General features: G+C 61.1%; 13 protein-coding genes. 8 read left to right on the top strand and 5 right to left on the bottom strand.

Annotated elements, in window-relative coordinates; translation table 11 throughout:
* Positions 1 to 201: 201 nt before the first annotated feature.
* The 3 genes from AACY44_RS15255 to AACY44_RS15245 all read right to left on the bottom strand — a co-directional run bounded on the left by AACY44_RS15255 (position 202) and on the right by AACY44_RS15245 (position 2524).
* Positions 202 to 1101 (bottom strand): hydroxymethylglutaryl-CoA lyase, encoded by a 900-nt coding sequence (locus tag AACY44_RS15255; RefSeq protein WP_339530558.1) that lies wholly within the window; start codon positions 1099 to 1101, stop codon positions 202 to 204.
* A gap of 16 nt (positions 1102 to 1117) precedes the next feature.
* The gene (locus AACY44_RS15250) at positions 1118 to 1510 is read right to left on the bottom strand and encodes a MerR family transcriptional regulator (protein ID WP_339417938.1); all 393 of its coding nucleotides are present in this window, start codon (positions 1508 to 1510) and stop codon (positions 1118 to 1120) included.
* Positions 1511 to 1588: 78 nt separating this feature from the next.
* Positions 1589 to 2524 (bottom strand): LysR family transcriptional regulator, encoded by a 936-nt coding sequence (locus AACY44_RS15245; RefSeq protein WP_339437219.1) that lies wholly within the window; start codon positions 2522 to 2524, stop codon positions 1589 to 1591.
* A 152-nt stretch (positions 2525 to 2676) separates the two neighbouring features.
* Here AACY44_RS15245 and AACY44_RS15240 point away from each other — a divergent pair, with 152 nt between their 5' ends.
* On the top strand, positions 2677 to 3906 hold the full coding sequence (locus tag AACY44_RS15240) for an acyl-CoA dehydrogenase (protein WP_339437220.1): 1230 nt from the start codon (positions 2677 to 2679) through the stop codon (positions 3904 to 3906).
* Positions 3907 to 4032: 126 nt separating this feature from the next.
* Here the strand turns inward: AACY44_RS15240 and AACY44_RS15235 are convergent, their stop codons facing one another.
* Together AACY44_RS15235 and xthA are read right to left on the bottom strand one after the other, a co-directional pair.
* Positions 4033 to 5364 carry a phosphate ABC transporter substrate-binding/OmpA family protein gene (locus tag AACY44_RS15235; RefSeq protein WP_339438294.1) on the bottom strand — a complete coding sequence of 444 codons (1332 nt, stop codon included), beginning with the start codon at positions 5362 to 5364 and terminating at the stop codon, positions 4033 to 4035.
* 119 nt (positions 5365 to 5483) lie between these two features.
* Positions 5484 to 6296, bottom strand: a complete 813-nt coding sequence (xthA, locus tag AACY44_RS15230; RefSeq protein ID WP_339417934.1) for an exodeoxyribonuclease III — start codon at positions 6294 to 6296, stop codon at positions 5484 to 5486.
* A 169-nt stretch (positions 6297 to 6465) separates the two neighbouring features.
* On the opposite strand from xthA, the gene AACY44_RS15225 reads away from it, so the two are divergent.
* From AACY44_RS15225 to AACY44_RS15195, 7 genes are all read left to right on the top strand, one after another.
* On the top strand, positions 6466 to 7116 hold the full coding sequence (locus AACY44_RS15225) for a GNAT family N-acetyltransferase (protein ID WP_339417933.1): 651 nt from the start codon (positions 6466 to 6468) through the stop codon (positions 7114 to 7116).
* A gap of 64 nt (positions 7117 to 7180) precedes the next feature.
* Positions 7181 to 8908 carry an autotransporter assembly complex protein TamA gene (locus AACY44_RS15220; RefSeq protein ID WP_339437223.1) on the top strand — a complete coding sequence of 576 codons (1728 nt, stop codon included), beginning with the start codon at positions 7181 to 7183 and terminating at the stop codon, positions 8906 to 8908.
* Entirely contained in the window at positions 8908 to 12579 is a 3672-nt protein-coding gene (locus AACY44_RS15215) for a translocation/assembly module TamB domain-containing protein (protein ID WP_339530554.1), read from the top strand. Before AACY44_RS15220 ends, AACY44_RS15215 begins: the two co-directional genes overlap by 1 nt.
* A 184-nt stretch (positions 12580 to 12763) precedes the next feature.
* The gene (locus AACY44_RS15210; protein WP_339417930.1) at positions 12764 to 13237 is read left to right on the top strand and encodes a MarR family winged helix-turn-helix transcriptional regulator; all 474 of its coding nucleotides are present in this window, start codon (positions 12764 to 12766) and stop codon (positions 13235 to 13237) included.
* A complete protein-coding gene (locus AACY44_RS15205) occupies positions 13234 to 14685 on the top strand; it encodes an efflux transporter outer membrane subunit (protein ID WP_339417929.1) in 1452 nt (483 codons plus the stop codon). Before AACY44_RS15210 ends, AACY44_RS15205 begins: the two co-directional genes overlap by 4 nt.
* A gap of 15 nt (positions 14686 to 14700) precedes the next feature.
* The gene (locus AACY44_RS15200; RefSeq protein ID WP_339437225.1) at positions 14701 to 15900 is read left to right on the top strand and encodes an HlyD family secretion protein; all 1200 of its coding nucleotides are present in this window, start codon (positions 14701 to 14703) and stop codon (positions 15898 to 15900) included.
* Positions 15900 to 17429 (top strand): DHA2 family efflux MFS transporter permease subunit, encoded by a 1530-nt coding sequence (locus tag AACY44_RS15195; RefSeq protein WP_339417927.1) that lies wholly within the window; start codon positions 15900 to 15902, stop codon positions 17427 to 17429. The genes AACY44_RS15200 and AACY44_RS15195 overlap by 1 nt, the downstream gene beginning before the upstream one ends.
* Positions 17430 to 17572 lie beyond the last annotated feature (143 nt).

Genomic DNA, 17572 nt, shown 5'->3' with positions numbered 1-17572 from the left:
CGTCTTATTTTTATTAGGTTTGGCGCTTTTTATTCTTGTTATGCCATAGAGATAGCAGAAGCCGTGCCAACTTTATAAATTCCTTTAAAATCAATGGCTTGATTTTTATGTAGGGGTTGGCCTACGGCAATCACGCCGAAATATGTTTCCGTGTTACTCGATGTGTAGGTGTGCGGTAACACATTGTCACGGCTACGCTACTCAACCGGCGTTGCGCGCCTTGGCCACGCGCGACCCTGTTGGTCGGCCCAGCACGTTGCTGATTTGCTGGCCCGCACGAATCAACGCCTCCAGGTCGATACCGGTCTGGATGCCCAAGCCGTTGAGCAGGTACACCACATCTTCGGTGGCAACGTTACCGCTGGCCCCTTTGGCATACGGGCAACCGCCAAGGCCCGCGACAGAGCTGTCGAACACGGTGATCCCTTCCAACAGGCTGGCGTAGATATTCGCAACGGCCTGGCCATAGGTGTCATGGAAGTGCCCGGCCAACTTTTCTCGTGGCACGTGGGCGCCGACCACCTCGAACAGTCGCCGCGTCGCGCCCGCCGTACCGGTGCCGATGGTGTCGCCCAGGGACACTTCATAGCAGCCCATGGCATACAACTCGCGCGCGACCATCGCCACCTGTTCCGGCGCGATCTGGCCCTCATACGGGCAACCCAGCACGCACGACACATAACCACGCACGCTGATCCCATGTTGCTTGGCCGCGGCCATGATCGGCGCGAAGCGTTCCAGGCTTTCGTTGATGGAGCAGTTGATATTGCGCTGGGAGAACGCCTCGGACGCCGCCGCAAACACCGCTACTTCCTTTACGCCGGCCGCCAACGCGTCCTCAAAACCCCGCAAGTTAGGCGCCAGGGCACCATAGGTCACGCCAGCTTTACGCTGAATCTGTGCAAACACCTCGGCAGAACCAGCCATCTGCGGCACCCATTTGGGCGATACAAAACTGCCGACTTCGATGTAGCTCAAGCCCGCGGCACTGAGGGCGTCCACCAGTTGAACTTTGTCCGCCACGCTGATGGGGTGGGCTTCGTTCTGCAAACCGTCGCGCGGGCCGACTTCCACCAGGCGTACGTGTGAGGGGAGGGACATGGCAGTTACCTTCTGATCAATGGCCAGCCTGGCTCTTGGTGTGGGCCAGGGCCTGGGTGCAGCGCTCTTGCGCGGTATCCAGCTCCAGCTTCATTTGTTCGATATCCAGCAGTTGCTGTTCCAACTGTTCACGGCGCTCGGCGATCTTGGCCAGCATGCTGTTGAGTTGGATGTGGTTGCCGCCGGAGGGGTCGTAGAGCTCGATCAGCTCGCGGCATTCGGCCAGGGAAAAACCGATGCGCTTGCCACGCAGGATCAGCTTGAGGCTGACCTTGTCGCGCGCCGAGTAGATGCGCTCCTGGCCCCGGCGTTCCGGGGCCAGCAGGCCTTGTTCTTCATAGAAGCGAATGGCGCGGGTGGTGATGTCGAGCTCGCGGGCGAGGTCGGAGATGCTGTAGGTCGTGCTCATGGATGTGCCCGAGAAGATGTCTTGGGCGCTAAGCTAATGGCTGCTTGACGTTAACGTCAAGGCTCGCGCTCACTACAGTCAGGGTTGTTTGCCATCCAGTTTTTTTTCATGGGCCGTCACCTGCTGACACAACTCGATCATTTGCTCACGCATCCATCGATTAGCAGGGTCCTGGTCAGTGCTTTCATGCCAGTACAGGTGGGTCTCTACTGGCGGCACATCGTTGACCGGCAGGTTGAACCAGTGCAGTTCGTGGCGGCGGGCGAAGCGTTCGGGCACGGTCATGACCATGTCGGTCTGCTGCAACACTTGCGAGGCCATCAGGTAGTGCTGGGAGCGCAGCGCGATCTTTCGCTGGATGCCCATTTTGCCCAGTGCCAGGTCAACGTGGCCCAAGCCGTTACGACGGCTGGAGATATGGATGTGGGTCAGCGCCAGGTAGTCATCCAGTGTCAGCTTGTCTTTGCCAGCCATGGGATGACCCTTGCGCATGGCGCACACATAGCGGTCTTCCATCAGCTTGACGTGGCGCACCTGTGGGTCGGTGTTGAGCGGCGCATCCACCGCAAAGTCCAGGCGCCCGGCGGCCAATTCCTTGGTGGTCTCGCGGCGTTTGGACAGGAAGCTCTCGATCACCACCGTCGGCGCCAGGCGGCGCAAGCGCTGGAACAGCGGCGGCAGAATCACTGCTTCGGTGAGGTCGGTCATGCTGATGCGGTAGGTCTTGGCCGCCTGCTGCGGGTTGAAAATCCGGCTTTCCTGCACCGACACCCGCAGCAACGACAGGGCATTACGCACGGGGCCGATGATGTTCTGCGCCATCGGCGTGGGCACCATGCCTTGAGCCGTACGCACGAACAGCGGGTCGTTGAAGGTCTCGCGCAGGCGTGCCAGAGCGTTGGACACCGCCGGTTGGGTGATGCCGACAATCTGCCCGGCGCGGGTCAGGTTGGCTTCGGTGTAGATCGCGTCAAAGACGATAAACAGGTTGAGGTCGACCTTGCTCAGATTCATTGGGTTGCGCTCTTATTGTTAGGGTGCCGATAGGCCGATCATATATCGGTGATGAATGTTAATACACGCCGAGAATAGGCTAGGTAAATTATCAACGCTGTTCTAGCATCGATTGCATGACCTAAACAACCTCTCAGAGAAGGGAGCTGCTCATGGATTTCGCCTATTCGCCCAAGGTTCAGGAACTGCGTGAACGCGTCACTGCATTTATGGATGCTTACGTTTACCCGGCCGAGCCGGTGTTCGAACGCCAGGTCAGCGAAGGTGATCGCTGGCAGCCCACCGCAATCATGGAAGAGTTGAAAGCCCGCGCTAAAGCCGAAGGCCTGTGGAACCTGTTCCTGCCGGAATCCGAACTGGGCGCTGGCCTCACCAACCTTGAATACGCGCCGCTGGCCGAAATCATGGGTCGCTCACTGTTGGGCCCAGAGCCGTTCAACTGCTCCGCTCCCGATACCGGCAATATGGAAGTGTTGGTGCGCTACGCCAACGAAGAGCAAAAACAACGCTGGTTGGCGCCGCTGCTGCGCGGTGAGATCCGCTCAGCCTTCGCCATGACCGAACCGGACGTAGCGTCTTCGGACGCCACCAACATGGCTGCCCGCGCCGAGCGCCAGGGCGACGAATGGGTGATCAATGGCAAGAAATGGTGGACCTCCGGCGCCTGCGACCCGCGCTGTAAAATCCTGATCTTCATGGGCCTGAGCAACCCGGATGCGCCGCGCCATCAGCAACACTCGATGATCCTGGTACCGGTGGACACCCCCGGCGTGAAGATCGTGCGCCCGCTGCCCGTGTTCGGCTACGACGACGCGCCCCATGGGCATGCTGAAGTGCTGTTCGACAATGTGCGCGTGCCCTATGAAAACGTGCTGCTCGGCGAAGGCCGTGGTTTTGAGATTGCCCAGGGCCGCCTTGGCCCAGGCCGTATCCACCACTGCATGCGCTCCGTCGGCATGGCTGAGCGTGCACTGGAATTGATGTGCAAACGCTCCGTCAGCCGTACCGCGTTCGGCAAGCCGCTGGCCCATTTGGGCGGCAATATCGACAAGATTGCCGACTCACGCATGGAGATCGACATGGCGCGCCTGCTGACCTTGAAGGCGGCGTACATGATGGACACCGTGGGCAACAAGGTCGCGAAAAGTGAAATCGCCCAGATCAAAGTGGTCGCACCGAATGTGGCCTTGAAGGTGATTGACCGTGCGATCCAGATCCACGGCGGCGCGGGCGTCTCCAACGACTTCCCGCTGGCCTATATGTACGCCATGCAACGTACGCTGCGGTTGGCGGATGGGCCGGATGAAGTGCACCGCGCCGCGATTGGCAAGTTTGAGATTGGCAAATATGTGCCTAAAGAACTGATGCGCGGCGGTCAATAAGACCGCGTCGCCTGCATTCGCGAGCAAGCCCGCTCCCAGAGTTGACCGCATATCTTCAGTAAGAATGCGGTCGAATGTGGGGCTTGCTCGCGAGGCGACCAGTCAAAACACCACAAGACTTAGAGCTCAATACACCCAAACCTCCACCCGCCGATTCTTGATCCTGCCTTCATCCGCCGTATTCGCCGCCACCGGCATCTGTGCCCCAAACCCACGAATATCGCGCAGTATCACACCGTTCTTCACCAGCTCCCGACGCACCGCCATCGCCCTCAACTTAGACAACAACGCCGCCCGTTGCGGGTCATTCTTGACATCACCAAACCCCACCAATGTCACCTGCTTATCCAGCTTGTTGTGACTTTTCAGGTACGCCACCACCCGCTGCAAATCCTGGCGCGCTTTGTTGTCCAGGCTGGCACTGCCTTCTTCGAAGCGAAAATTCACGGTCAAACGCTGAGCGTCACGCGCGATGGCTTGATAGTCCTCGGGCATCGACGCGCGCGGCTCGACGGCGATCGCCTGTACCTGCTGCGCGATAAACCCGTTGGCCGCGACAATCGCCTGGCCCTTGCTGCTCTGGGTGAAGTCCACCAGTGCCTTGGCCCATGGGTTGCGCCCCGATGGCGGCAGGTAGAAAAACAGCCGGCGCGACAGCGGGTAATCCTCGGTGGCAATCAGGCTATTGAGCGGCAACATGGGTTGCGAGTCGCCATCCACAATCGCCACTGCCTTGGCCTGACGCACGTAGGGCAGGCCGATAAAACCGATGCCCTGCGGGTCCTGGCTGACCGCGTCGGACAGCTGTTCGCTGGACTCGAAGCGTTTGGCACCTGCGGCGAGCGGCTTGCCACGCAAGCGAAGCACCAGTTCCTTGAAGGTGTCGTAGGTGCCGGACTGATCATCGCGCGCATACAAATGAATCGGCCCGCCGACCCCACCTAATGCTTCCCATGTGCTGATTTCGCCATTGAAGATCTGCGCCAGTTGCTCCGTATTCAAGGCGTTCAACGGGTTTCGCGGGTTGAGGATGATGGCCAGGCCGTCGATGGCGATCACCTGTTCGGCGTCGGGGCTTTTCAGGTCGCCGAGGGGGTCGAGGTCGACCAGTTCACTGTCCTTGATCGGACGAGACGAGGCCGCCAGGTCGGCCGTGGCTTTTTTCAGCGCCATGAAACCGGTGCTGGAGCCGTGGGCAGCGACCTCGATCGACACGGTCTTGCCTAGGCGCGTCTTGCCGGTCACGCGCTGTTCATTGGCACCTTGCGCCGGCTCAATGCGCACGTCCTGCAGGCCCTGATGTTCCATCAATCCCTTGACCAACGCCGGCCCCAGCGCCGCGCCAATGGTATTGGAACCCTGGATGCGTAATGCAGGGCCTTGATCGGGAGCGGGTAGGGGGGCGCAAACCGCGTAGAGAGGAAAGAGCGCCAGCAGAAACAGAACGCGCAGCATCATGCCGGCACCTTCTCAAGCCAAAGGGAGTGCCGCGAGAATAAGTCAGGCAGGTTTCAACAATGTGACTGATAAGCCATGGATCCAATTGTGGGAGCCAGCTCCCACATTGGACGATGTTGTCAGCTCAATTCAAGCCAGATCGGCGCATGGTCAGACGGCTTCTCCAGCCCGCGCAGATCGTAATCCACGCCCGCATCCTTGACCCTTGGCAGCAAGCCATTGGACGCCAGGATCACGTCGATCCGTAGCCCGCGCTTAGGCTCATCTTCAAACCCACGGCTGCGGTAGTCGAACCAGCTGAAGCGGTCGGCCACGTCCGGGTTGAGGTGGCGGAAGCTGTCCACCAGGCCCCAGTTCTTCAGGCGGGCCATCCATTCGCGTTCTTCGGGCAGGAAGCTGCACTTGCCCGTCTTGAGCCAGCGCTTGGCGTTGTCGGCGCCGATGCCGATGTCGCAATCTTCCGGGGAAATATTCACGTCGCCCATCACTACCAGCGCCTGGTCATTGCTGAACTGGCTTTCCAGCAACTGTTGCAGGTCTTCATAGAAGCGCTGCTTGGCCGGGAACTTGGTCGGGTGGTCGCGGCTTTCGCCCTGGGGGAAATAGCCATTCATGATGGTGACCGGTTGGCCGTTTTCGTCGGCGAAGGTGCCCCAGATAAACCGGCGCTGGGCGTCTTCTTCGTCGGTGGCAAAACCTTTGTGCAGGCTCAACGCCGGCAGGCGCGAGAGCAGAGCCACACCGTAATGGCCTTTTTGCCCGTGGTAGTACACGTGATAGCCAAGGGCCTGTACTTCGGCCAACGGGAACTGGTCGTCGTGGACTTTGGTTTCCTGCAGGCCGATCACATCCGGCTGGTGCTTCTCGATCAGCGCCGCCAGCTGATGAGGACGGGCGCGCAGCCCGTTGATATTGAAGGAGACGATTTTCATGGTCGGCAGTCCAGTCCTGGCAAAAGGGCGATGCTAGCCGACAAGTCGGACGGGGGCCAGCGTGGCGGTAGGGCAGTTGCGCTGCTAATGTCTGGGAACGACTCGTGCTGCGTGGGTTCGTACCCATAAGAACGCCGCCTTCTGAGCGGTGCCCAGGGAGATTCACTGTATGCCAGACACTTCGACCGCCATTGGCGAAATCCGCTTGCTCAACAGCGGCTACTCCCGCGAGGCCCGTTCCCTGCTGTACCAGGCCTACCGCCATGAGCCAACGTTTGCCTATATCTTTGAAGCGGAACGTTCAGGTTATGAGCAGCGAGTGCGCGCCACCGTGCGCGAACTGGTCAAGCAGCATTTCTTCCAGAAGCTTCCGGCCATCGGCCTATTCGTCAATGACCGGCTCATCGGCATCGCCCTGATCGCCCCCCCGCAGCGGCGCCTGGGGATTACCGAAAGCTGGGCCTGGCAAATCCGCATGTGGCTGAGCACCGGCGTGCGCGGCACGCGGCGTTACCTCGACTACCACCATGCGGTGCTGGCGTGCCTGCCAAGTGAGTCGGTACACGTGCTGCCGCTGCTGGGTATTCACCCGCAATTCCAGGGCAAACACTACGGCGAGCAGTTGCTGGAAGCGGTGCACAACTGGTGTGCCGACGACCCGCACTCGTCCGGTGTGGTGCTGGACACCGGCAATTCTCGCTACCTGGATTTCTACCAGCGCCAGGGGTATGAAGAGATCGGTGAAGTCGCTGTAGGACCTGTCGTGGAGCACGTGTTTTTTCATCCCAACCCGCAGTCGTCACATGCTGCAACGGCTTGATGCAGAATTTTTCAGAATTTTCCGAGTTCTAAAGTGCTCTCCAGCTCGTGTAGCATCCGCGCCTATGAAGTTTCCAGGAAGATTTACCAGCGGCTTGATTCTGCTGTTCACAAGCTGCGGCGCCTTGGCGCAAAGCGAATTGGACGTGCGGATCAAGCCCTCAAACGATGCGTTGAAAGCCAACATCGAGGGCTACATCGGCGGGGTGGGCGATCGTGATGAAGAGGCCTTGCTGCGGTTCAGCCGTGGCGCCGAGGAGCAGGCGCGTAAAGCAGCCCAGGCCCTGGGCTTCTATCAGCCACAGATCGAAAGTGATGTGAAGGGCGGCAAGAACCCGCGCCTGATCCTCACCATCGAGCCCGGCGAGCCGGTGCATTTGCGAGACGTGACCCTACGAGTCGACGGCCAAGCCGCAGACCTCAAAGCTTTTCGCGTGCCCGTCAGCGACGACCTCAAATCCGGCGCCGTGCTCAACCACGGCCATTACGAAGACGCCAAGCGGCTGATCCAGAACCAGGCCTCGCGCTACGGCTTCTTCAGCGGGCGTTTTACCAAACAGAAACTGTCGGTGGACCCGCAGGCGGGCGTCGCCGATATCGAACTCATCTATGACAGCGGCCCGCGCTACACCTTGGGCAAGGTGAGCTTTGCCGGCGACACGCCGTTTGACGAAGAGCTGCTGCAACGCATGGTGCCGTTCAAAAGCGGTACGCCCTACGATTCCGAATTGATCGCCGAACTCAACCAGAACCTGCAAGCCAGTGGTTTTTTCGAAGGCGTGCGCGTGGACGCTGCGCCGGCCGCCTCGACGGATGACATCATCCCGGTGGCCGTGCGTCTGGAAACCCGCAAGCCGCGGACCATGGGCCTGGGCTTGGGCTTTTCGACCGACGTTGGCCCGCGCGGCAAAGCCAACTGGACCCGTCACTGGGTCAACCCACAGGGCCATAGCTATGGCTGGGAAGCCGAGCTGTCGGCACCGCGGCAGAACGTCGGCCTGTGGTACGACATTCCGCTCGACCCCCCGCTCACCGACAAACTGCGCTTCTCCGGTGGCTATCAGAACGAAGAACTCGCCAACACCGACACCGTGAGTAAATTGCTCACCCTCGGCCCAGAATGGCATAGCAAGTTGCCCAGCGGTTGGACCCGAGTAATCTCGCTCAAGTATCAGCGCGAAGAGTATCGCCTGGGCAACGACTCCGGCTTGAGTAGCCTGGTGATGCCGGGTATCAGCTACGCCTACCTGCGCAGCGACAACCGCATCGACCCGCACCACGGCTATCGTCTGCAATTCGACACCAAGGTCGCCAAAGAGGGCTTAGGCTCCGACACCAACCTGCTTTACGGCACGGCCATGGTCAAGGGTCTGACCACCTTGTGGGACAACCACCGCTTTCTCGCCCGCGCCCAGGTCGGCGGCAGTGCCACCAACGGTTACAAATCGGTGCCGCCGTCGTTGCGCTTTTTTGCCGGTGGTGACCAGAGCGTGCGCGGTTATGAGTACCAGACGCTGTCGCCCGAGAACGACCGCGGCGACCGCATCGGTGGCCGCTACATGGTTGCCCTCAGCGCCGAGTATCAATATTCCATCGCCGAGAAGTGGCGGATCGCGACGTTTATCGACCAGGGCAACTCGTTCAATTCGCTGGACCTGCCCAGCCTGAAAACCGGCGTCGGCGTCGGTATCCGCTGGGTCTCGCCGGTCGGCCCGATCCGCCTTGACCTGGCCCATGCCCTCGAAGATCCGGGCGGCGTTCGATTGCACTTTTCCATGGGGCCTGAGCTGTGATGCGTGGGGTGAAAATAGCGGGGCTGGCCGTGCTTGCCATCCTCGCCGTGCTGTTATTGGCGCTGTGGGCGTTACTCGGCACCCAGGCCGGCAGCCGCTGGGCATTGGCCCGCGTACCGGGGTTGAGCGTAGAGCATTTCCAGGGGCATTTGGGCGGCCAGTGGAGCGCCGACCATCTGCTGTGGCAGCAAGACAGCAGCCGCGTCGAACTCCAGGCGCCGACGGTGGATTGGTCGCCCGCCTGCCTGTTGCGCATGACCTTGTGCATTAATCGGTTGGACGTGGATCAGGTCAGCCTGCAATTTCCGCCGGGCACTGAGGAAAGCAGCGGCCCGATCCAGTTACCCGACCTGAAACTGCCCGTAGCCATCCAGTTGGGCGACGTTCGCGTCGGTAGCCTGCTGTTCAACGGCAGCGAAGAACTCAGGGGCCTGCAATTGGCGGCGCATTGGACGGCTGCCGGTCTGCAGATCGACGCCGTGCACCTGCAGCGTGACGATCTGGTACTGGACCTGGCCGGCTTGCTGCAACCCACCGGCGATTGGCCGCTGAGCGCCACTGGGAATGTAAGCCTGCCGTATGCGCCAGGCAGCGCACCTTGGAAGGTGGCGTTGAAGATCGATGGCGATTTGTTAAAGACTCTCACGCTTGATGCAGACAGCAGCGGCTATTTGCCAGCCAAGCTCACGGGCGAACTGCAACCCTTGGCAGAAAACCTCCCGGCCCAATTGCACATCACCGCCGACAGTTTCAAGCCCAGCGCCGATCTGCCGGACACCTTGCAACTCAACACACTCGACCTCACCGCCAAAGGTGACTTGAAGCGCGGCTACCAAGTGTTGGGCAAGGCCGTGCTTCCTGCGGAAAAAGGCCCGGTGGATGTGCTGCTGCAAGGCCGGGTTGACGCCAAGGGCGCGCAGATCGCCGGCCTGGACCTGAATGCCGGAGACAAGCAAAGCCTCAAGCTGACGGCCCAACTGGATTGGCAACAAGGTTTCAGCGCCGACGCCAATATCGATTGGCTGGACTTCCCCTGGCATCGCCTCTATCCGGTTGTCGACGAGCCGCAAGTCGTATTGCGTACGTTTAATGGTGAGGTTTCCTACAAAGACGGTAACTACCTGGGCAACCTCAAGGCCGACCTCGACGGCCCGGCGGGCAAGTTCAATGTGGTCACGCCGTTCAGTGGCGACCTCAAGCAAGTCTTCCTGCCCGAGCTGAAACTCACCGCCGGCCAAGGCAAGGCCGAAGGCCACTTGAACCTGCAATTCGCCGACGGCATCGCCTGGGACACCGCGCTGGACCTGTCGGCCTTGAACCCGGCGTACTGGGTTGCTGAACTGCCCGGCACTTTGGCCGGCCCCCTGCGCAGCAAGGGCGAGTTCAAGAACGAGCAGCTCAAGCTGAATGCCGACCTCGACCTCAAGGGCCGCCTGCGCGGGCAAACTGCCGTGCTGGCGGCCAAGGCTGAAGGCGCGGGCGAGCAGTGGACCCTGGCCAACGTGGATATCCGCCTGGGCGACAACCGCATCAACGGCAGCGGCAGTCTGCAACAACGCCTGGCTGGGCAGATCGATATCAAGCTGGCGCGCCTGGCCCAGCTGTGGCCGCAGTTGCGCGGGCAGGTTAATGGCCGACTCGACGTGGCCGGCAGCCTCAAGGCCCCCCAAGGCAAGCTCGCCCTCAAAGGCCAGCAATTGGCGTTCGCCGACAATCGCCTGCAAAGCCTTACCCTCGACGCCAGCCTCGATAGCGCCCAGCGCGCAAGGATCGACCTCAAGGGCAGCGGCATTCAGAGCGGTGACACCCAGGTCGGCACCCTGACAGCCAGCGCCCAGGGCGATATCAAGAACCAAAAGGTCCAACTGGACCTGGCTGGCCCCTTGGTCAAGCTGGCCCTGGCGTTGGATGGCAACCTCGACAAAGGCAATTGGCGCGGGCGCCTCGCCAGTGGTGATGTGCAAGCGGGCGGCCAGGACTGGAAGCTGCAAGCGCCGGCGAAGATCGAACGCATGGCCGATGGCAAGCTGACGTTTGCCGCACATTGTTGGGGCTCCGGCCCCGCCAGCCTGTGCGGCGAAGACCAGCGGCTGATGCCCGAGCCAAAGCTGCGCTACCACCTCAAGCAATTTCCCATCGACAGCCTGGCGGCGTTTTTGCCCAAGGATTTCGCCTGGAAGGGCAAGCTCAACGCCGACCTGCAGCTCGATCTGCCGGACAGCGGCCCCAAAGGCGTGGTCTCGGTGGACGCCAGTGGCGGCACCTTGCGCGTCAAGGACAAGGACCAGTGGCTGGATTTCCCCTATGACACGCTGAAGCTGGAAACCACGCTCAACCCCAAGCGTATCGACACCCAGCTGAACTTCCGTGGCGGCAAGCTCGGCGAGCTGATGTTGCAAGCGCAGATCAACCCGTTGCCGAAGAGCAAACCGATCACGGGCACGTTCACCCTTGCCGGCCTGGACCTCGCGGTGGTGCGGCCGTTTGTGCCGATGGTGGAAACCCTCAGCGGCAAGCTCAATGGCAACGGGCGCATCTCCGGCGGCTTGTTGGCACCTCAGGTCAACGGCAGCGTGAACCTGGTGGGCGGCGAGATTTCCGGTCCGGAACTGCCCATTAGCCTGGAAGGCCTGAACGTGCAGGCGCTGATCGCCGGTGAAAGCGTGCAGCTCAATGGCGGCTGGCGCAGCGGTAAAGCCGGGCAGGGCAGCCTCAAAGGGCAGATCGACTGGGGCAAGGCCCTGGTGGTGGACCTCAGCCTGCAAGGCTCGCAGTTGCCGGTCACGGTTGAACCTTACGCCGTGCTGGAAGTGGCGCCCGACCTGAAAATCACCCTGAAGAATGACAAGCTCGCCGTGGCCGGCAACGTGCACATCCCGCGTGGCGATATCATCGTGCGCGAGTTGCCACCGTCCACCGTGAAGGTCTCGGATGACACCGTGATCGTGGGCAGTCAGACCGAAGAGGGCAAGCCGCCGATGGCGATGGCCATGGACATCAACGTGGTGGTGGGTGAGGACAAGCTCAACTTCTCGGGCTTTGGCCTCACCGCCAAAGTGCAGGGCCAGGTGCACATCGGCGACAACCTCGACACCCGTGGCGAGCTGTGGCTCAACGATGGCCGCTACCGCGCCTACGGGCAGCGGCTCGATGTGCGGCGTGCACGGCTGCTGTTCGCCGGTCCGTTGGACCAGCCGTATCTCGATGTCGAAGCGATCCGCAAGACCGACGATGTGATCGCCGGTATCCGCCTGAGCGGCAGCGCCGAGCAGCCCACCACGCAAATCTTCTCCGAACCGGCCATGAGCCAGGAACAGGCGCTGTCCTACCTGGTGCTTGGCCGTCCGCTGAGCTCCACCGGTGAAGACAACAACATGCTTGCCCAGGCGGCGTTGGGCCTGGGGTTGATGGGCAGTGCCGGGGTGACCTCGGACCTTGCCACCAAGTTGGGCATCCAGGATTTCGACCTGGATACCCAGGGCAGCGGCAACAACACCGCCGTGGTCGCCAGCGGCAAAATCACCGAAAAGCTCAGCCTGCGTTACGGGGTAGGGGTATTCGAACCGGCCAGCACCATCGCCTTGCGCTATTTGTTGAGCAAGAAGGTGTATCTGGAGGTGGCGAGTGGTGTGGCCAGTTCGCTGGATATCTTCTACAAGCGCGATTTCTGACCCCGGCGCGATTCAAAACTGTGGGAGCAAACAGATGTGGGCGCTAGCGGCCATATCTGTTTGCATTTCAAACCGCTCATCGTGAAATTACCAAGCAAGCTAACTATTCCATTTGACATTCGCTGCCTAAGCAGTAATATCTCGTCACACATTCACTGCCTAGGCAGTAATAAGGTGACTTCCGATGAAACACTTCACTCCGGATAACTTCCACAACTGCCACCTGGGGCTATTGCTCGGGCGCGCCGCAATCCTCAAAGACCGCATCATCGACACCCACATGGAACCCCACGGCATCACTGCCGCGCAGTTCAAGGTGTTGATCATCATGGCTCAGTTCGGCGTCGACACCCCGGCGGAGCTGTGCCGCCACCTGTCTTTGGACAGCGGTTCAATGACCCGCATGCTCGACCGCCTGACGCAGAAGGGGCTGCTGGATCGCAAGCGTTCAGAGCTGGATCGACGCCAAGTGCAGCTTGTGCTCACGTCCGACGGCCAGCGCCTGGCAGACATGCTGCCGTTCATCGGCGCCGATGCGTTAAACCAGTTGGCCGGCGCATTGGAACCGGGTGAGTTGGAAACCCTGGAAAAGATCCTCAAGAAAATTCTGATAGCTGCAGGTGATCCCATCACTATCCAGCGGGTAGGTAACCAATGAACACACGCGCCCTTTGCCTGGTGCTGGTGGCCATGAGCATGGCCGGTTGCGCCAACTACAGCGGCCTCGACACCCAGGGCAAACGCCTTGACGCCAATACCTTGCAAACCGGCAAGTCCTTGGGTGGCGTGACCCTGTCGAGTGCCGCCTGGCCCAGCGCCGACTGGTGGAAAAACCTTGGCGACCCGCAGCTCGACGGCCTGATCCAGGAAGCCCTGCAAAACAGCCCCGACATGCAAGTCGCCAGTGCCCGTGCCCATCAGGCCGAAGCCGCCGCTTACGCCGCCAATGCCGAGCGCATGCCGACACTGGATGCCAGCGCCGGTGTGAGCCGCTCGCGCCTGGCCAAAGACCAGGACCCGCGAGGCGAAGGCGATGCCTATTCGACCGTGCGCAACATCGGCGCCAGCTTTAATTACAACTTCGACCTCTGGGGCGGCCAGCGCGCTGCCTGGGAAGCCGCGTTGGGCGAGGCTCGCGCCGCCCAGGTTGATCAGCAGGCGGCGCGCCTGACCCTGGCCGCCAACGTCGCCAAGGCCTACAGCGACTTGGGCCAGGCGCATATCGTGCGTGACCTGGCCAATGACGACCTCAAACGCACCCGGCAGATGCTTGACCTGAGCAAACGCCGCCTGGACTCGGGCATCGACAGCCAGTACCAGTACCAACAGACCGAAAGCCTGGAAGCCAGCTCGCAGTCGCAACTGATCGACGCGGAAAAGCAACTGCAGAGCGCGAAAATCGCCCTGGCGGTGCTGCTCGGCAAAGGCCCGGACCGTGGCAATGAGCTGGCCCGTCCCAACGTACTCAAGCCCAGCGCGGTCGCCGTGCCTTCAGTGCTGCCGGCTGAGCTGCTGGGCCGTCGCCCGGATCTGATCGCCGCGCGCTGGCGCGTCGAGGCAGCGGGCAAGAATATCGATGCCAGCAAAACCCGCTTCTACCCCAACCTCAACCTGAGCGCGAGCGCCGGGGCCGAGTCGTTGCTGGGGGATGCGATGTTTGGTTCGGCCAGCCGCTTTTTCAATATCGCGCCGACGATCTCGCTGCCGATCTTCGACGGCGGCCGCCTGCGCGCCGACCTGGATGCCCGCGACGCCGACTACGACCTGGCCGTGGCCCAGTACAACAAGACCCTGGTGCAAGCCCTTGGCGATATCGGCGACACCCTTTCGCAACTGCGCGATACCGGCCGGCAGATCCAGGCTCAGCAACACGCTGCGGACATTGCCCAGCAGTCCTACGACACAGGCGTTCAACGTTACAGCGCCGGGATCGGTAACTACCTGGATGTGCTCAGCATCGAGCAGCAGTTGCTGCAGGCCCAGCGCCAACTGGCGAGCCTGAATGCGGCGCAGATCGATCTGTCGATTCAATTGATGCAGGCCCTGGGTGGCGGATACGACGCCAACAATGTGGCCGCGACCACCCCAGCCACACGCTCGGAATAATTTGAGGTATTTGTCATGGCCACTGCCGACAGCAACACCGCAACTGAACAACCCAAGGACAACAACCCACGCAAACGCAAAGTGATGCTGATCGGCCTCGCGCTGATCGTCATCCTTGGCGTCGTGGGCGTGTGGGGCTGGTATGAGCTCTACGGTCGCTTCAACGAAAGCACCGACGACGCCTATGTGAACGGCAACGTGGTGGAAATCACCCCGCTGGTCACCGGTACCGTGGTGAGCATCGGCGCCGACGATGGCGATTTGGTCCATGAAGGCCAAGTGCTGATCAACTTCGACCCGAACGACGCGGCCGTCGGCCTGCAAAGTGCCCAGGCCAACCTGGCCCGCACGGTGCGTCAGGTGCGTGGTTTATACAGCAACGTCGACGGCATGAAGGCCCAAGTCAATGCGCAGAAAGCCGACGTGCAAACGGCCCAGGACAATTACAACCGTCGTAAAACCCTGGCCCAGGGCGGGGCGATTTCCCGGGAAGAACTGTCCCACGCCCGTGACAGCCTGACGGCGGCGAAAAACGCCCTGACCAACCTTGAGCAGCAACTCAAGACCAGCAATGCGCTGGTGGATGACACCGTGATCTCGTCCCACCCGGACGTGCAGGCCGCCGCCGCGCAACTGCGCCAGGCGTACCTGACCAATGCACGCAGCACTCTGATTGCCCCGGTCACCGGCTACGTGGCCAAGCGCACCGTACAACTGGGCCAGCGCGTACAGCCCGGCACGGCGTTGATGGCGGTGATTCCACTCAACCAGCTGTGGATCGATGCCAACTTCAAGGAAACCCAGCTGCGCGATATGCGTATTGGCCAGCCGGTGGACATCGAGTCGGACATTTACGGCAGTGACGTGAAGTACAGCGGTACTGTGGACAGCCTTGGCGCCGGTACCGGCAGCGCATTTGCCCTGCTGCCGGCGCAGAACGCCACCGGTAACTGGATCAAGATCGTGCAACGGGTGCCGGTGCGCATCCACATCAACGCCGACGAGTTGGCCAAACACCCGCTTCGGGTGGGCTTGAGCACCGTGGTCAATGTGGACCTGCACGACCAGAGTGGCCCGGTACTGGCGCAACAGGCGCCGCAAAAGGCGTCGTTCACCACCAATGTGTATGACGGCCAATTGGCCGAGGCGGATGCCATGATCAAGCAGTTGATTCATGACAACAGCACCGCCGCGCCCAAGGCTGCGCAACGCTGATGAGCAATAACGCCTCCTTCACGCCACCCAGCCTGTTGATGGCCACTATTGGCCTGTCGCTGGCGACCTTTATGCAGGTGCTCGACACCACCATTGCCAACGTCGCGTTGCCGACTATTTCCGGCAGCCTCGGCGTGAGTTCGGAGCAGGGCACCTGGGTCATCACCTCGTTCGCCGTGAGCAACGCCATTGCCCTGCCACTTACCGGTTGGCTGAGCCGCCGTTTTGGCGAGGTGAAGCTGTTTCTGTGGGCGACCATTCTGTTTGTGCTGGCCTCGTTCCTGTGCGGTATTTCCACCTCGATGCCCGAGCTGATCGGTTTTCGGGTGCTGCAAGGTTTGGTCGCGGGGCCGCTGTACCCCATGACCCAGACCTTGCTGATCGCCGTGTACCCGCCGGCCAGGCGCGGCATGGCCCTGGCGTTATTGGCGATGGTCACAGTGGTGGCGCCGATCGCCGGTCCCATCCTCGGCGGCTGGATCACCGACAGCTACAGCTGGCCGTGGATCTTCTTTATCAACGTGCCCATCGGCATCTTTGCGGTGCTGGTGGTGCGTTCGCAGTTGAAGAAGCGCCCGGTCGAGACCAGTTACCAGCCGATGGACTACGTTGGGTTACTGAGCCTGATTGTCGGTGTCGGCGCCTTGCAGATCATTCTCGACAAGGGCAATGACCTGGACTGGTTCGAATCCAACTTCATAATCATTGGCGCGGCGATTTCGGTGATTGCGCTGGCGGTGTTCGTCATCTGGGAAATGACCGACAAACACCCGGTGGTGAATCTGCGACTGTTTGCCTACCGTAACTTCCGTATCGGCACCATTGTGCTGATTCTGGGCTACTCGGGCTTCTTCGGTATCAACCTGATCCTGCCGCAATGGCTGCAGACCCAGATGGGTTACACCGCTACCTGGGCTGGCCTGGCGGTGGCGCCGATTGGCATTCTGCCGGTGCTGATGTCGCCGTTTGTCGGCAAATACGCGCACAAGTTCGACCTGCGCCTGCTGGCAGGCCTGGCGTTCCTGGCGATTGGCTTGAGCTGCTTTATGCGTGCTGGCTTCACCAATGAAGTGGACTTCACGCACATCGCCCTGGTGCAGCTGTTCATGGGCATCGGCGTGGCGCTGTTCTTCATGCCGACCTTGAGCATCCTGATGTCCGACCTGCCGCCCAGCCAGATCGCCGACGGTGCGGGCCTGGCGACGTTCCTGCGTACCCTGGGCGGCAGCTTTGCGGCCTCGCTGACCACCTGGATCTGGATTCGCCGGGCGGACCAGCACCATGCGTACATGAGCGAAAACATGACCACCTACGACCCGGCGACCCGCGACGCGTTGCAGGCGTTGGGTGGGGCAGGGCACAAGGCGTATGCGCAACTGGATCAAATCCTCACCAGCCAGGCGTACATGATGTCCACCGTGGATTACTTCACGTTGTTGGGGTGGATGTTCATGGGGTTGATGTTGTTGGTGTGGTTGGCGAAGCCGCCGTTTGGTGCGAAGGCTGGGCCGGAGGCCTCCGGCCACTGATGGATGTACTCGATCCATGTGGGAGGCCCCACTACATCTTCGACGTAGCGCTGTCGCGCATCAAACTGGTTCATCGTAAGGTTATAGAACGCGTGCGGGGCAAAGGCCGTAGCCAGCACTGGTGTGTCAGCACCCGAGTGGGA

Source organism: Pseudomonas sp. RA_15y_Pfl1_P11 (assembly GCF_963970975.1).
GTDB classification, from domain to species: Bacteria; Pseudomonadota; Gammaproteobacteria; order Pseudomonadales; family Pseudomonadaceae; genus Aquipseudomonas; species Aquipseudomonas tritici.
The sequence above is the reverse complement of the archived record's forward strand: the minus strand, read 5'-3'. Positions and strand labels throughout refer to the sequence as shown.

What these genes read in the sequence shown, in the direction of transcription:
- xthA (WP_339417934.1), bottom strand. Translation starts at nt 6,296, where the DNA reads ATGAAAATCGTCTCCTTCAATATCAACGGGCTGCGCGCCCGTCCTCAT.
- AACY44_RS15215 (WP_339530554.1), top strand. Translation starts at nt 8,908, where the DNA reads ATGCGTGGGGTGAAAATAGCGGGGCTGGCCGTGCTTGCCATCCTCGCC.
- AACY44_RS15205 (WP_339417929.1), top strand. Translation starts at nt 13,234, where the DNA reads ATGAACACACGCGCCCTTTGCCTGGTGCTGGTGGCCATGAGCATGGCC.
- AACY44_RS15250 (WP_339417938.1), bottom strand. Translation starts at nt 1,510, where the DNA reads ATGAGCACGACCTACAGCATCTCCGACCTCGCCCGCGAGCTCGACATC.
- AACY44_RS15240 (WP_339437220.1), top strand. Translation starts at nt 2,677, where the DNA reads ATGGATTTCGCCTATTCGCCCAAGGTTCAGGAACTGCGTGAACGCGTC.
- AACY44_RS15210 (WP_339417930.1), top strand. Translation starts at nt 12,764, where the DNA reads ATGAAACACTTCACTCCGGATAACTTCCACAACTGCCACCTGGGGCTA.
- AACY44_RS15225 (WP_339417933.1), top strand. Translation starts at nt 6,466, where the DNA reads ATGCCAGACACTTCGACCGCCATTGGCGAAATCCGCTTGCTCAACAGC.
- AACY44_RS15220 (WP_339437223.1), top strand. Translation starts at nt 7,181, where the DNA reads ATGAAGTTTCCAGGAAGATTTACCAGCGGCTTGATTCTGCTGTTCACA.
- AACY44_RS15195 (WP_339417927.1), top strand. Translation starts at nt 15,900, where the DNA reads ATGAGCAATAACGCCTCCTTCACGCCACCCAGCCTGTTGATGGCCACT.
- AACY44_RS15200 (WP_339437225.1), top strand. Translation starts at nt 14,701, where the DNA reads ATGGCCACTGCCGACAGCAACACCGCAACTGAACAACCCAAGGACAAC.
- AACY44_RS15255 (WP_339530558.1), bottom strand. Translation starts at nt 1,101, where the DNA reads ATGTCCCTCCCCTCACACGTACGCCTGGTGGAAGTCGGCCCGCGCGAC.
- AACY44_RS15245 (WP_339437219.1), bottom strand. Translation starts at nt 2,524, where the DNA reads ATGAATCTGAGCAAGGTCGACCTCAACCTGTTTATCGTCTTTGACGCG.
- AACY44_RS15235 (WP_339438294.1), bottom strand. Translation starts at nt 5,364, where the DNA reads ATGATGCTGCGCGTTCTGTTTCTGCTGGCGCTCTTTCCTCTCTACGCG.